This window comes from Polaribacter sp. SA4-12, assembly GCF_002163675.1.
Taxonomy (GTDB): Bacteria; Bacteroidota; Bacteroidia; order Flavobacteriales; family Flavobacteriaceae; genus Polaribacter.
The window spans coordinates 604,545-620,930 of record NZ_CP019334.1 but is presented as its reverse complement, the minus strand read 5'-3'; the positions used below and the strand labels follow the sequence as shown (position 1 = coordinate 620,930).

Sequence of the window (16,386 nt, the reverse complement as noted above, 5' to 3'; positions counted from 1 at the left end):
TTGTTTTTTGTTTAAAATTAGCAAATTTGATAGAACTACCAAGGGAATAATGCATACATTTTAAAACAATTATACAACTGTCATTACGAAGAAGGAACGACTGAAGTAATCTGTTGGTTATTAAACTTAGATTTTGCTTTGTTTCTCGTAATGGCTAACTTACAATTACGAGCGTATGAGTGTCAATAAGTAGTATTGTATTTACTTATATCTAGCAATAAATAGAAAGAAGTGGTATGTATTTGATGGATATAAAAAGGTACATTGTGGGGAGAGCAGGATTCGAACCTGCGAAGACGTAGTCAACGGAGTTACAGTCCGTCCTCGTTGGCCGCTTGAGTATCTCCCCTTTTTATTTACTATTTTAAAGAACCTAAAATTGCTTTCACAATTTTTGTTGTTTTGAGCCGCTTTTAAGACTCGAAATCTACAACGTACTGATTACAAGTGAACTGCTTTAGTCAGCGGGTTTGCAACCGTTTTTGTTGTAAAAAACACCCCTTTTTTCTAAGGGTCAGCGAATATACAAAGTTTTTATAAATGTCCTAAAAAAAGTGTTATTTTTTTTTAATTGAATGTTCTTATTTAATATAATGAGATTGCCACGTCGTATCCTCCTCGCAATGACAGTGGTGCTCTTACTCTTGTGGGTTACTCTTTGCGTGGGATTGTTACGTCGTATCCTCCTCACAATGACAGTAGTGTTCTTACTCTTGTGGGATACTCTTTGCGTGAGATTGCCACGTCGTACCTCCTCACAATGACAGTATTGCGTTTGTCATTGCGAGGCGCTTTTTAGCCGTGGCAATCTGTTTGTTGATAGTTTTAATCATTCTACTTTGAATGTTTGTTTCTTGTTCTTTTCCATTGATGAAAAGAACCAAAAATCTAGACTTATTTTAGTTTTCTTGAATTCTACTTTTTATTCCATTATCGTGTCCAGACTTTTTATTTGGTTCCCCAATCGAGTTGAGGACAAGCTTTGGACACTAGCCATTCCATAAAAATTGAATTCCTACAAAAACGAAAAGTATGTCGGGGTTAGTGATTTTTGTTAATATTATGATTACTGCTACTGCCTACTGCTACTGCCTACTGCTACTGCCTACTATTTACTGTTTACTTGCTACTTTTTGTGTGTTCTTACTCTTGTGGGATACTCTTTGCGTGGGATTGCCACGTCGTACCTCCTCGCAATGACAGTAGTGCGTTTGTCATTGCGAGGCGCTTTTTAGACGTGGCAATCTGTTTGTTGGGGAGTTTTAATCATTCTTCTTTGAATGTTTGTTTCTTGTTCTTTTCCATTGATGAATACTGAATCAAGTTCAGCACAGGCTTCACCAAAAATCTAGACTTATTTTAGTTTTCTTGAATTCTACTTTTTATTGCATTATCATGTCCAGACTTTTTATTTGGTTCCCCAATCGAGTTGAGGACAAGCTTTGGACACTTAGCCGTTTCATTCCTTTTGAATTACTACTGAAATTATAGTATGTCGGGGTTGTGATTTTTGTTAGTATTATGTTTCTTGTTTCTTGTTTCTTGTCTCCTTTTTCTTTTTTTACGATAACATAATATAACTGTCATTACGAGGACGTTAGGACTTGGTAATCTGTTTGATTGATAGTTTTAATAATTTTTCTTTAAATGTTTTATGCTGTTCTTTTTTCCATTGATGAAAAAAGAACCAAAAAAATCTAGACTTTCTATAATTTCATTGAATTCTACAAGAAACTCCACTATCGTGTCCAGACCGTTGCACTCTTTGGACACTTAGCCGTTTCATTCCTTTTGAATTACTACTGAAATTATAGTATGTCGGGTTAGTGATTTTTGTTAGTATTATGATTACTGCTACTGCTACTGCTACTGCTACTGCTACTGCTACTGTTTACTTGCTACTTTTTGTGTGTGCATACTCTTTGAGATTGCTACGTCGTTCCTCCTCACAATAACAATCCACTACCCTTTCTACGAGTCTGCTTCGGGTTTCCTCCTAAAAAAGTCCATTTTTAAAAAAAAGCCCCTTCCCGTTCCCGAACAAACCCCGAACCAAACCCGAACAAAACCCCCTAAAAAACGAGTTTGTGGGTCAGGGTGTGTCAGCATAGATCAGGGTGTGTCATCATGTGTCACCATGTGTCATGATGTGTCAGCACAGGTCAGGAGCGTTCACAAACGGTCAGTTTGTGTCAATACGGGTCAGCACGTGTCAAGTATTTGGTTTTATGGGTTTTAGGCTTTATGTTTGACATCTATTAATCATAAAAAACAACAATTATGGCAACATTTCAAAAAGGAATCCTTGGTGGATTTTCAGGAAAAGTAGGTAACGTAGTAGGTGCTCGATGGCGAGGGAAAAATGTAATGCGTAGTTTACCACAGCGTGGTAGTTATACGGCTACTGCAAAACAGGAAGAACAACGTTTAAAATTTAAAACCGTGATTGGTTTTTTAAGTCCGCTTGTAGATATTTTAAACCGTTATTTCGGGAGTCCACAGGGCGATAAATCGCGTGCTAACCTGGCAACATCGTATCATCTTAAAAATGCAGTGGTGAACCTCCCTACCGGCACAGTTATGGACTATGCCAAAGTATTAATTAGCAAAGGCGATTTAAGAGGTATTGATGGTGGTACGGTTGCAGCCGCAGCGGCACAAACCCTAAATTTTGGTTGGCAAGACAATAGCGGACAAGGAAAAGCCACTGCCACTGATGAATTGATGGTGGTGGTCTATGCACCCGAACTAAATTTGTTTTATACCAACGTAGCGGTTGCCACTCGTGATGCTACAACGGCAAGTGTAACGCTGCCTAACTTTATGGCAAGTTTAGAGGTTGAAGTTTGGGCTTCTTTTAGCAAGCCAGAAACCAATTTTGCAGCAATTAGTACGTATATGGGTGCGGTTACGGTGTTGTAAAAAAGGAAAGCGTTGTAAAGCGCAAACCAAGAACCAAAAACTAAAACCCAGGTACCAAGAACCAGAAACCAAAAAAGGTTTCATAATAACGTGTTTGCATATAACATTAAATTTGTTAATTGTAAACATGTTTTTTAATGCTTCTTTGGCGCCACTCTTTTTTAAAAAAGGCTGCTCAGGGTATCATGTTTTATTTACATTATCAAGTGCCTTCCCCATTAACATCTTGTTTAATAAGAATTTTGGATATATTGGGATATGACCTAGTTGAAAACTAGGAATGTACTTTTGTTTGCGCAATCGGTATATGGTACTGCGGCTTACTTTTAAAAGTTTCATAGCTTCTTCTGTATTGAGCCATACTTCATTTTTTATTATAAAGGGATCGAATTTTACATGGGTGTTTTGTAATGCTGGTTTGTGGTTTTTTTTATTTTTCATAATCGCTTTTTTTTAACAATATACTCCTTTGAAATAGAGTGTATTACCTCTAATATAGGTCTTTTTTTATGAAGTATGTTTTTATAGGTATAAATACGGGGTGCTATAATCTTGATAAAAGAGCCTAAAAAAACACTAAAACTTAAAATTTCAGCGATACTTTATCAGGGGTTTGTCCTTACAGAAAATAGCGCTATTAAAAAGATAATTTTGAATTACTAAACAAAGCTGTTGCTGTACCTTTTTGGTTTCCTTTTTCTATAAGCATCGCTTTTTATAGCGTTCCTATTTATTTTAAAATCGATACTTTAAAAGATAAAGATGGCTTTTAGTAAAAGTGTTTTTACGGATGTTGATACTATAAACAAATATGTAAATGGAAATTGAAAAACACAGGGCATTTTTTAAAGAAAGGGGTAAGAAGAAAAAAGAACAAAAAAAATGGGAATAATAATTTCGGTTTTATAAAATGATAATACTATAAAACAGCGCTTTATAATACATTTTTAAGGAGCGTTTATCCTGATGATGATTCCTAATAAAAAGCCATTGATAACAAACTTTATAGAAGTTCTAATGCGCTATCATGGTAAAATAAATAGGAAGTACTAAAACATAGTTACTCCTATTATTTTTTTAATTCACTGGGTAGATACCCCAATTTTTTTTTGAATGCAACCGTAAAATGTTGTGCGTTTTTATACCCTACTTCATACGACGCTTGAGAAATTGTATAAGATTTTTGTTGAATTAAAGTTTTCGCTTTTTCAATTCTTAAAGAAGTGATGTATTTAAAAACAGTGGTTCCGTACAATTGCTTAAAACTTTTTTTAAACTTAGAGGTATTCATACCTGCCAAAACAGACAACTCAGTAATGTTTAGCTCTTTTTTTAAATTTAATTTCATATAGTTTTCAACACTCTGCAATGCTTCTTTGGTAGCAATGATCTCTTCATCTTCATGATAATGATCCATATAAATAGCCAATGCTACAATGGTTAATTCTTTAATTTTTAACTCAAGAAAAACACTTCTTTTAGCACCTGCATATGCACAATTTTTAATCGAATTTATAATATTAATAAGGTCGTCAGTAATAAATACACCATAATTAATAAAGGCTTTTTCTTTAGAATTTACTTTTAAAATAACCAATAACTGGGTAAACTCAGTACTTATAATATTCCGCAAATAAGACTCTTCAAAATAAAGTTCTACCGCGTTTTTAGTTTCTTTAGTACGCTTTATGATACTATTTTCTTGCGGATTAAAAAGCAACTCAAACCTTCCTTTTTTAACATGGATGCCTTCCTTTGTTCCGCTTTTACTTGTATCTTTTAGTTCATCATCAAACTCAAAATGCAATTTATATAAGGGCGCATCATGAGAAACAATTATTTTATTTTTTTGATAACAATTTAAATTATAAGCAAAAAAACACATTCCGTTACCTCTAATATCTTTTATACCCCCACACGCCTTCTCATCTTTTAAAAACCAGTTGCACTCGCTAAATCCTTTAGAATCAACGTTTTTGTCTAACGTATTTTTGATTGCTTTCTTGCTAAAAACCTGACTATCTATATCAATCTTCATTAATTCCTTTTGCGTATTTAAAAATTCCTTTTGCGTTATATCAACTATTTCTTAATACAATAGTTTTGCAAAAGTATGTTATTTATATTAAATCTAAATAAGAATAATGAAAAATATTGTATCAATCGTATTGCTATTCCTTACAACAGCATCTCTGTATTCACAAAACTCAGAACAGATCATTACTGGAAAAGTAAAAGATGATAATGGAACACCTTTAATGGGCGCTACTATTGCTATTGATGATAATGCGATGGTAACAATTACCAATGATAAGGGTACCTATCAATTTCATGAAATTAGTACAGGTAAACATACCATTACGGTTTCTTACTTAGGGTTTAAAACAAAAACGAAAGAAGTAATCATATTAAAAAACCAGCAGCAGCAACTAAATTTTACGTTAGAAGAAACAAGTGAATCTTTAGATGAGATAAAGATTATAAGTGCTAGTAAAAAAACGATACAAGAAACCAAAGGGTTTGCTGTTAATGTAATAGAAACCAAAGAAGCTAGCCTTAGAAATGTACAAACAAATGAATTATTAAATTCTACTGTGGGTGTAAAAATAAGACAAAATGGAGGTTTAGGTTCTCAAGTCGAATACTCTTTAAACGGTTTATCAGGGAGATCTATTAGCATTTTTATTGATGGAATTCCTATTTCTATGTATGGTTCGTCATTTAATTTAAATAGCATCCCTCCTTCACTAATTAAAAATATAGAAGTTTATAAAGGCGTGGTTCCAGGTCATTTAGCAGATGATGCATTAGGAGGCGCTATCAATATAATACTTAAAAAAGGGACCAAAACTAATTTAAATGCCGCTATTTCTTATGGTTCTTTTAACACCCTACAAGCAACTATAAATGGGCTGTATAGATTTGATAAATCTGGTTTTACCATTAAGGCATCTAGTTTTTATAATTATTCAGATAATGATTATAAAATTAGTGGCCCCACTATTGTTGATATAGGTTTAGGGGGTGTAGAAACACCTATTACTGCAAAAAGATTTCACGATGCATACAGGTCATCTGGTGGTATATTACAAGTTGGTTATACCAATGTTACATGGGCAGATCAATTTTTAATAGGACTTACAAGTTCTGATGATTATAAAGAGCTACAACATGGTGCGTTTGTAAATAAGATACCTTATAAAGGTAGATTTTTAGAATCTAATGTGCGCTTATTAAACTTAATGTACCTTAAAAAGGATTTATTTACCAAAGGTTTAGAGGTGAATATAAATGGATTGTATGGAAAAAGACATCGTGTATTAAATGATACTACTGCCATTGCTTATAGTTGGACAGGTAAAAGAGCCATAGACTTTAGAGGTGATGAATTTGAATACACATGGGGCGCACAAAGTGAAAACGGCCCTACGCTACTTACCATTGATAGAAAAGTAGTTTCTATAAGATCTGGTATTTCATATCAAGTAAATACACAGCATAAAGTGTTGTTTAATCATGTGTATAGCGGTCTTGATAGAGAAGATAGAGATGAAGAAATTCCGCTTTTACAAAATACTTTTCAAAAAACAAGTGATTTATATAAGAGCATTTATTCTTTAAGTTATGAGTTTAATGCCTTTAATAAAAAATTGAAAGCTAATTTATTTGGGAAACAGTATCACCAAGAAGTATTAAATACAGCCCCCGTATTTAACGATGATGAAACAGCTATCATTAATGAAGTGTACGAGAGTAATAAAAAATACAACGGGTATGGATTCGCTACTTCTTATGCCATTTTACCTAACATAGCGGTATTAGCTTCTGCAGAAAAAGCAATTAGATTACCTAGTGAAACGGAAGTATTTGGCGATTTAGGAGATAACACCCTTCAAAACTTAACAATCAAACCAGAAATAAGTAATAATTACAATTTAGGTTTTCGCTTCGGAAAATTTGACATTCAAAAACATGGCTTTTCTGTATCTGCAAACTTGTTTTCTAGAAACATTAAAAATTTAATTGGTTTTGATGCAGAAGGATATGAAAATGATGAACTCGTGCAATATGCGAATAATAATGAAAAAACAACATCCAAAGGTTTAGAAGCCCAATTAAGCTATAACTATAATAACAATTTTGGCTTTAATTTTAATTTTTCTCGCTTAAGCTTAGATACAAAAAATGAAGCAGGTTACATTATTGATGTGCCTAACACCCCTTTGTTTACAATGAATGCATCCGTACGCTATTCTATTAAAAATAGCATTCAAAAAAACGCACGTTTAAACCTATTCTACAACGCATATTTTACAGATGAATTTTCTTACATCGTAGCAAAAGGAACCAATACAGTTGGGCTAGAAGAGTTTTTAATACCCCAACAATTCATTCAAGATGCTGGGTTCAGTTATTCTTTTCCAAATAAAAAACTAGTAGCAAGTTTCGATATTAAAAACATTTTTAACAAAGCAGCATACGATAATCAATCCGTACAAAAACCAGGTAGGGCTTTTTACTTAAAATTAAATTACACAATAAATAAATAATTAAATCATAAAAAACGATCACAATGAAAAACCAAATTTTAACACTTAAACATGCAAGCTTAGTGCTTTTTTCTGCACTCTTAATAACCAGTTGTAATAAAGAGGATATCAACGAAGAACCTATCGTAGACCCCGTAGTTGAAAAAGAAAATAGATGGATTACAATTGCAGGTGCTGCAATGGGAGATATTCCTGGAGATGGTAATGGAGGTACTCTTATTTATGCTATAGACTCTGAAGATGCAAAAGACCCAGAATATGCTGTAGATGTATTTAATAATGGCTTTATAGCGCCCTCTAATAGAACGGCAAGATTACAATCTTCTGAAGATGGTACTACCATTTTTAATATTAGTTATGCAGGTGATACAGGTGGTAACTATACGAAATATACTGTAGAAGGCGGACAAACATTTACACCAACAGGTTCAGAAATTAGTATTGCTCCTTATGTAGGAACAGCACCAAGATGGATTAAATTATTTGATGGAGACCAAACAGGTGCTGCGGTATATGTATCTACAGAAAATATTGTAGATGATAATGGAACTGCAGATGATGTTACAGACGATGTTTACCAATATACACAAGCTACTATGGGGATTGTAACCTTAGATTTAGAAAACTCTAGAATCAATAATTTTCAAGAACATGAAATTTCATTGAGTGATGCGTTAAAAGCACAAGGTTATTATATTGGTAGAATAGACATGCCTACTTTAAATGCTGCTGGAAATAAAATATACATTGGCGCTAACATTAGAAAAACAGATACATCAACGCTAGAAAGAGATAGAGAGGCGGCGGCTATAGAAGCAGTAACTATTGTTTTAGACTACCCTACATTATTCAACCCAGAAATAATTACTTCTAGCGTAGGTTTAGGTGATACTAACGGATACCGTAGTATTAATGCTTTTTTAGCTGAAGACGGATATGTGTATCAAGCAAACCAAAACGACCCTAATGGTTCTCATCTTTTAAGAATTGGAACCGATAATAAATATGATGATTCTTATGAGTTTAAATTAGATGATGCCTTAGGGATTAATGGAACCTACATTCGTGCTTGGAAATATGCTGGTAATGGTAAAGCAATTATTGGGTATAGTCATGATGGGTCTGCAAATGGAACAGAATCTGGTAAGCCAGAAGCCTTTTTTGCATTGGCAGATTTAGACGCCAGAACAGCTACTTTAATAAATTTACCATACGAACTAGATGCAAACTTAACGCAATATCAACACTATGTTGTTAATGGTGATGAAGTATATATTACCTATGCTCCTGTAGGTAAAGACGGAAACATTTATGTGGTAAATGTAGAAACGGGAGCAGTTACTAAAGGGGCTCAATTAATAAATGCAATAGGGAGTCATTTTATTGGAAGCTGGTAATTCTTAATAATATAAAAATAATTTGAAGTCTCTTTTCTGTATCAAAACAGAAAGGGACTTTCTTAATACAATAAAAATGAAAAAAATAGTATTGCTACTACTCGTATTCCCTTGCATATTTTTTGCACAGCGAAGAGGCCCCAAAAGTGAAAACGTTTTTCACGATCGCGCTTTTTGGAAAACAAAACCAACCGTTAAAGTTGTAAAACAAAAAATTAAAGAAGGTAATGATGCTACAAAATCAAATAAAGCAGCCTTTGATGCCGTAAGTAATGCTATCATGGCAAAAGCTCCTATAGAAACGATAGCATACCTACTCTCTCTACCCGGAAACCCCATTAACAAACCAACACATGATGGAAGAACCTACTTAATATGGGCAGGTTATGCAGGTGAAATTCCTGTTATGGAACTCTTATTAAAAAAAGGGGCAGATGTAAACCATACAGGTAGCCATGGATTCAATTGGTTTACTTTTACACTAAATGCAGGCCATGAAAATACAAAGATCTACGATTTAATGCTTGCCAATGGTGTCGATTTAAAAAGTACTACTAGAAATAATGCCAATGCTATTTTGTTATTAGCTCCCAATGTAAAAGACTTAAAAACTATTGAATACTTTCAGCAAAAAGGGGTAGATATCCATGCTACGGATACAGATGGAAATGACATTTTATTTTATGCTGCTAAAAAAGGAAATATCAATATAATTAAAAACTATATTTCTCAAGGTTTCGACTATAAAAAAGTGAATAAACAAGGGGAAAACTTAGTACTTACCGCAAGTCATGGAAGCAGACAAGGTAGCAACCCTATAGAAGTGTATCAATATTTTGATCATTTAAAGTTAGACATGACTTTTAGTAATTTAGCAGGACAAACGGCTTTACATAACATTGCTAAAAACACCAAAGATCTTACCGTTATAGATTTCTTTATCAATAAAGGAGTTGACATACACCAAAAAGATAACGAAGGAAATACCGCTTTTTTAAATGCAGTTAAAAGAAATAATGTTTTAGTGATGAAAAAATTACTCCCACTTGTTGCGGATATCAACCACCAAAATAAAAAAGGGTTTGCTGCCTTAACTTTTGCTACACAAGGTATAAACACAAAAGCTTTTCAGCTATTAAAAGAAAAAGGAAGTAATGTACATGTTGTTGATAGCGATGGTAATAATTTATTTTACCATCTATTTAATAGCTATAGCAGACGAAACAGTAAAGATTTTGAAGCTTTTTCAAATGAATTAACAGCGGCGGGTGTGTCTTTTAAAAATGCTTCTAAAAAAGAATCGCCTTTACATATTGCCATTTCTAAAAGAGAACAAAAACTAATAGCCAAAGCTTTAACCTTAGGCGCAGATGTAAATCAAAAAAATAGTGATGGTATTACGCCTTTGCATTTAGCGGCCATGAAATTAAAGAATGTAAGAACCTTAAAAATGCTGATAAAAAAAGGAGCTGATAAAAGTATTTTAACAGAATTTGAAGAAAGTGCTTATGATTTGGCTAAGGAAAATGAATTATTAAAAAATGAAAACATTTCCTTTTTAAAATAATAATAAACTAAAATTTATGAAATCTTTTAAATATCTATGTCTAGCAACCTGCTTATCCTTAATGGCGTTTTCTAGTTTAAAAAAGAGTGAAGCATCACAAAAATATAAGTGCATGATTCAAATGAAAAATTATGAAGGAGAAGGTGCTTATATTATTATTTCATTAGTAAACCCTAAAGGGGAATATGAAAAAACATTATACGTACAGGGTGATGATGAAAAATGGTATCACGACATTAAAGAATGGTGGAATTTTCAAAGTAAAGTTGATGAAAGTATAGATGCTATTACTGGAGCAACCATAAGTGGAGGTAATAGAACCATTAGTATTATTGAAATTCCGAATGACAAATTAAACAAAGGATACAAAATCCGTTTTGAAAGTGCGGTAGAACAACAAAAACACTACAGTGATGATGTTGAATTTGGACTTACAACAGAGACTGTAGATAGTAAAGTTGATGGAAAAGGGTTTATTCGTTATATTAGAATTTTACCTCAATAAAAAAGTAAAAAATGACCATTTCTATATGGAGATATAGCCACCTAACCTTGGCTATATCTTCTTTCTTTTTTATATTGATAGCTTCCGTTACAGGAATAATTTTAGCTTTCGAACCAATTTCGAATCAGCTACAACCGCATGCTATAAACACCAATGAAGTTACCATAGCTACTACCTTAACTTCTTTACAAAAAGAATATGATGAGGTAATTACCTTAGCAGTGAATGAACATCATTTTGTAACCGCTTCAGTAATTACAAAAGACGGAAAAAGTGAGACTTTTTATATCAATCCTACCTCCGGAAAAAAGATACATACTGTGGTTTCTAAAGCAGCTATCTATAAATTTGCAACCAACTTACACCGCTCTTTATTTTTAAAGTCTACAGGGCGAATTTTAGTTGCTTTTTTCTCTTTTTTAGTATTCTTAATTACAATTACAGGTATTTTACTTTTAACCAAACGCCAAGGCGGATTTAAAAAAATATTTTCCAAAGTTATTTATGAAGATTTCAATCAGTTTTTTCATGTTGTTTTAAGCAGATACTTTTTACTACCTATTGTAATTGTTACGTTAACAGGCGTTTATTTATCCTTAGAAAAATTCTCTTTACTTCCTAAAACTAAAATCAAACATACTTATAGCTCCTCTATAAAAAATGATACTAAAATCCCTATTACTGAATTTGAGTTTTTTAAAACAACAAAACTAAGCGAACTTAAAAGTTTAGAATTTCCTTTTTCTGATGATGAAGAGGAGTATTTCTTTTTAAAACTAAAAAACAAAGAACTTTTAGTACATCAATATTCTGGAGCAATTATGAGCAACCAAAAATACTCTTGGGTAAAAACGGTTTCCTATTGGAGTTTGTTTTTACATACAGGAAGAGGTTCAATCCTTTGGTCTTTAGTTTTATTATTGTCTTGCTTTGCCCTACTTTTCTTTAGTTATTCTGGTTTTGCAATCGCTATAAATAGAAGACAAAAACGGGTTCAGTTTAAAAATAAATTCAATAAAGACACTGCCGAATTTATAATTTTAGTGGGGTCAGAAACAGGAAACACCTTTCATACAGCAAACTCATTTTTTAAGGCATTGTTACAACAAAACAAAACTGTTTTTATAGACCACTTAAATAACTATACTACGTATTCAAAAGCAAAACATTTAATCATTTTTGCAGCAACTTACGGAGAAGGAGAAGCAACTACAAATGCAACTAAGTTTCTAAAATTAGTACATACAATTCAACCTATACATCCTTTACAATATGCAGTGGTTGGTTTTGGTTCATTGGCCTATAAAGAATATTGCAAATTTGCGATTGCTATTGAGAATCAGCTGAAAAAGAACAACCACTTCACTCCTATTTTACCCTTAACTAAAATCAATAATCAGAATTTTACTGATTTTAAAACTTGGGTTTTAGAGTGGAATAAGAAAACGAAGCTTTCTTTAGAAGTGATAGAGCAACTGATTAAACCAATACATCAGAACAATTTTAAGGTAATTAGTAGAACCAATTTAAATAAAGATGCTACTTTTTTAATTCGTTTACAACCTGATAAAAAACTACAATTTACTTCTGGTGATTTATTAGCGATAACACCAGAAAAAGACAATGTAAAACGTTTATATTCTATCGGAAAAATAGAAGATGATATTTTATTGAGTATTAAAAAACATGAGTTCGGTGTTTGTTCAAAACTTCTTTTAGGCTTCAATAAAAATGAGATACTAAAAGCCAGTATTGAAAAAAACAAAAGCTTTCATTTTCCTAAAAAGGCGAAAGAAGTAATTTTAATTGCAAACGGTACAGGGATTGCTCCGTATTTAGGAATGTTAAATACAACGATAGAAACACATGTTTTTTGTGGATTAAGAACAAAAGCTTCTAGTGATATTTACAAACCATATTTAAATTCGGGTAAAGTTCATTTTGCTTTTTCTCAAGAAGAAAACCAAGAATACGTTCAAGATAGTATTGCAAAACAAGAAGCATTAGTTACTTCCGTTTTAAAAAACAAAGGGGTTATTATGATTTGTGGTTCTGTGGCTATGATGAATGAAGTTGTATCAGTACTAGAAAATATTTCTAGAAAACATCTAAACAAAGATTTACATCATTTTAAAAACCAAATAAAAACAGATTGCTATTAATATGAAATAATTTTGTGCTATACCTCTTTCCTTAAAACCTCTAAAGGCGGACTTCTCAACACAGATTTTAAATTACTAAGTCCTATAACCACTACCAAAATTGTAATGACAGGTAAAAAAACTAAAAACGGAATTAAGGACGGTATAAATGGCTCTTTAAACAATAATGTAGCCAACAATTGGCTACCAACTAAAGACAATAAAATTCCTGTTAAACTTCCTAACAATCCTAAATACACATATTCTAAAGCTGTAATTTGTAAAATTTGTTTGCTCTTTGCCCCTAAAGTTCTTAGTAAAACACTTTCTTTTATTCGTTGATATTTACTGTTTCTTACAGAACCAATCAACACTATAAAACCAGTAAGAATGCTAAAAAATGCCATAAAATTAATAATCCAAGAAATTTTATCTAAAATATCTTCTACAATTGTAAATACTTGACGCAAATCTAAAATGGTAACATTTGGAAATTTTTGTACTACATCTCTTTGTAAATCAGCAGAACGTTCTTCATTGGGTACAAAAGTGGTGATGACATTAAATTGAGGGGCTTTTTCTAAAACTCCTTCTGGAAATAAGATCATAAAATTAACCTTCATACTACTCCAATCTACTTTTCGAATACTACCAATAATCGTTTCCATTAATACCCCTTGAATATTAAAAGTAACAGCATCTCCTAATTTTAAATTGGCATCTTTGGCCATATTATCTGCAATGGAAACGTAAATAGGTTTCCCTTTTTCAGCTTTGCCAAAAAACTCCCCTTCTAGTAATTCTTCAGTTGCAACCAAATGATTTCTATAGCTAACTCTAAACTCTCGATTTAGCATCCATTTACGCATTTTTATAAGGGTGTCTTTTCTAATTTCATTTACAGTTTTCCCTTTTATTTTTTCCATACGCATTGTTATAATGGGTATGTTATCAATCACCTCTAAACCTTTACTTTTAAAAGTGTTTACAAGTGCAGATGCTTGCGCTTTTTGTACATCCATTAAAATGATATTCGCATCTGTTTTTTTGTTTTCTAAAGACGTTTTTGCTAATAAAATATCTTTGGTAAAATACAACGTACTTATTAAAAATGTACCTAAACCAATAGCTAAAACCAACACCATCGTTTGGTTATTGGGTCTAAATAAATTTAACAAACTTTGACGTTTTGTAAAACCCCAAGAACTTGGGAAAAACCTTTTAATTCCTTTGATAAATAAAGTGGAAACTCCTGCCATTATTGCAAAAGTGATGAAAATTCCGATCGTAAAAATGAGGCCATTTAGGGCGCTTTTTAAGATCCAAAAAGAGAATAAAAAGATGAAAAGTAAAATGGCAATTGATACTAGTATTCTTGCCTTTTTTGGTTTTTGTAAATTGTCTTCTGCCCCTCTTAATACTTCTAAAGGAGATACATACCAAGTGTTTAATAAAGGTAATAATGCAAATAAAATAGACATTAAAACACCCAATATAATTCCCATAATTATGGGTTGAAAAGAAATGGTTATGGCGACATCAAAAGGTAAAAAATCTTGTAAAATATAAGGAAAAGCAAATTGTAGTGCAGTACCAATGGCAGCACCAATAATACCTCCTACAAACCCGATTCCTATAATTTGAATTAAATAAATATAAAAAGATTGTTTTCTAGAAGCTCCCAAGCATTTTAATACTGCTACATTTTTTAATTTTTCTTTGATATAAATATGTACAGAACTTGCAATACCAATACAACCTAACAACAAAGCAATAAAAGCCACTAAATTTAAAAACCGACTAATATTATCATACCTTCTTCCTAATTGTTTACTTGTACTAGTATGGGTATCTAAATCTGCATTTTCTGCATCTAAAACAGGCCCTATTTTTTCGGCTAACAACTCCAAATCCATTTCAGGAGCTTTAAAGAAATATTGATATTCTTTTCTACTGCCTAGTTGTAATAATTCCGTTTGTTGTAAAAAACGATACGGAATTAAAACCGAGGGTGCTATTGATGAAGAAATAGCAGTACTTCCTGGAATTGATTTTAAAGCACCAATTATTGGAAAAGTAACTTTACCCAATTTTATAGAATCTCCTGGGTTTAAATTATACTGTAATAATAAAGTAGCATCCACTAAAGCACCTCCTAATTCTTGGTAGGTTTTTCCTGCATTTTGGGGTACAGTTGTTAAATCTCCATAAAAAGGAAAAAGACCTTCTAAGGCTCTTACTTTTACTAGTTTAGTTCCTTTGTTTTTAGGGAAAGCAGCCATAGAAACAAAATTGACTTCAGAAGCATCAGCACCTAGAGAATCAATTATTTTAAGCACTTTTTCTGATAGTAATTTTTTGCTATCAATAATAAAATCTGCACCCATTAAGGATTTAGATTGTTTCTGAATATTTTGTTTTAAATTATCGCTAAATAATTGAATAGAAACTACAGCAGCAATACCTAAAATGATGGATGCCATAAAAAGCATCAATCTAGAAAGACTTGCTTTTCCATCTCTCCAAGCCATTTTTAAAAGCCAATTAAAGTTTGCTTTAGATGTTAATTTGCTCATTAAATAATTGCTGTTTTTTCGTTAGAAATGATCTTCCCTCCTTTTAACCTTAAAATTTGTTGTGTTCTGTTGGCTAAATCTAAATCGTGCGTAATAATAACCAATGTTGTGCCTGCTTCTTTATTGAGTTCAAATAGCAATTGAATTACTTTTTCACCAGTTTCTTCATCTAAATTTCCTGTAGGCTCATCAGCAAATAAAATAGAGGGTTTGTTAGAAAATGCTCTAGCCAATGCAACTCTTTGCTGTTCTCCTCCAGATAACTGTGAAGGATAATGGTGCATACGATCTGCCAATCCAACTTTTTCTAACAACTCTTTTCCAAACTTTGCAGCATTTTTTTCTCCTTGTAATTCTAAAGGAACAATTACATTTTCTAAGGCGGTTAATGTTGGTAATAATTGAAAATTCTGAAAAATAAAACCAACTTCTTTGTTTCTTAATGCGGCACGTTCATCTTCATTTAAATCTTGTAATGGTGTATCACAAAGTTCAATAGTACCAGATGTAGGGTAATCTAACCCTGCACATAAACCCAACAAGGTTGTTTTACCACTTCCTGAAGGTCCGACTATTGAGAAGATACTCCCCTTTTCTACTTCAAAAGAAATATTACTAATTACTGTTAATTGTTTAGAACCACTTGTATAAGTTTTCTCTAAATCATTAATCTTTAATATCTTTGACATTAATTTCTATTTAATTTTTTACTTAAATATGCTGATGCT

At 32.3% G+C, this 16,386-nt stretch carries 10 protein-coding genes and 1 tRNA gene; 6 read left to right on the top strand and 5 right to left on the bottom strand.

Going from position 1 to position 16,386, the window contains the following annotated elements; genetic code table 11:
• Positions 1–267: 267 nt before the first annotated feature.
• Positions 268–349 (bottom strand) — tRNA-Tyr (locus BTO07_RS02825).
• Positions 350–2,280: 1,931 nt separating this feature from the next.
• Between BTO07_RS02825 and BTO07_RS02820 the strand changes: the two genes are divergently transcribed.
• Positions 2,281–2,922: a DUF6266 family protein gene (locus BTO07_RS02820; protein ID WP_087519788.1), complete on the top strand. Its 642-nt coding sequence runs from the start codon at positions 2,281–2,283 to the stop codon at positions 2,920–2,922.
• A gap of 183 nt (positions 2,923–3,105) precedes the next feature.
• Here the strand turns inward: BTO07_RS02820 and BTO07_RS02815 are convergent, their stop codons facing one another.
• A complete protein-coding gene (locus BTO07_RS02815; RefSeq protein WP_087519787.1) occupies positions 3,106–3,363 on the bottom strand; it encodes a helix-turn-helix domain-containing protein in 258 nt (85 codons plus the stop codon).
• Between the two features lie 628 nt (positions 3,364–3,991).
• Positions 3,992–4,960 carry a helix-turn-helix domain-containing protein gene (locus tag BTO07_RS02810; protein ID WP_087519786.1) on the bottom strand — a complete coding sequence of 323 codons (969 nt, stop codon included), beginning with the start codon at positions 4,958–4,960 and terminating at the stop codon, positions 3,992–3,994.
• A gap of 106 nt (positions 4,961–5,066) precedes the next feature.
• Between BTO07_RS02810 and BTO07_RS02805 the strand changes: the two genes are divergently transcribed.
• The 5 genes from BTO07_RS02805 to BTO07_RS02785 all read left to right on the top strand — a co-directional run bounded on the left by BTO07_RS02805 (position 5,067) and on the right by BTO07_RS02785 (position 13,103).
• Positions 5,067–7,472, top strand: a complete 2,406-nt coding sequence (locus tag BTO07_RS02805) for a TonB-dependent receptor (protein WP_087519785.1) — start codon at positions 5,067–5,069, stop codon at positions 7,470–7,472.
• A gap of 23 nt (positions 7,473–7,495) precedes the next feature.
• Positions 7,496–8,869 (top strand): hypothetical protein, encoded by a 1,374-nt coding sequence (locus BTO07_RS02800; protein WP_087519784.1) that lies wholly within the window; start codon positions 7,496–7,498, stop codon positions 8,867–8,869.
• Between the two features lie 76 nt (positions 8,870–8,945).
• Entirely contained in the window at positions 8,946–10,436 is a 1,491-nt protein-coding gene (locus BTO07_RS02795) for an ankyrin repeat domain-containing protein (RefSeq protein ID WP_087519783.1), read from the top strand.
• Positions 10,437–10,452: 16 nt separating this feature from the next.
• On the top strand, positions 10,453–10,941 hold the full coding sequence (locus tag BTO07_RS02790) for a DUF2271 domain-containing protein (protein ID WP_087519782.1): 489 nt from the start codon (positions 10,453–10,455) through the stop codon (positions 10,939–10,941).
• 11 nt (positions 10,942–10,952) lie between these two features.
• Positions 10,953–13,103, top strand: coding sequence for a PepSY domain-containing protein (locus BTO07_RS02785; RefSeq protein WP_198342502.1), 2,151 nt, complete (start codon positions 10,953–10,955; stop codon positions 13,101–13,103).
• A gap of 17 nt (positions 13,104–13,120) precedes the next feature.
• Here BTO07_RS02785 and BTO07_RS02780 read toward each other — a convergent pair whose 3' ends face one another.
• Both BTO07_RS02780 and BTO07_RS02775 read right to left on the bottom strand, forming a co-directional pair.
• Positions 13,121–15,613 carry an ABC transporter permease gene (locus BTO07_RS02780; RefSeq protein WP_087522531.1) on the bottom strand — a complete coding sequence of 831 codons (2,493 nt, stop codon included), beginning with the start codon at positions 15,611–15,613 and terminating at the stop codon, positions 13,121–13,123.
• A gap of 44 nt (positions 15,614–15,657) precedes the next feature.
• Positions 15,658–16,347 carry an ABC transporter ATP-binding protein gene (locus BTO07_RS02775; protein ID WP_087519780.1) on the bottom strand — a complete coding sequence of 230 codons (690 nt, stop codon included), beginning with the start codon at positions 16,345–16,347 and terminating at the stop codon, positions 15,658–15,660.
• Positions 16,348–16,386: the final 39 nt, after the last annotated feature.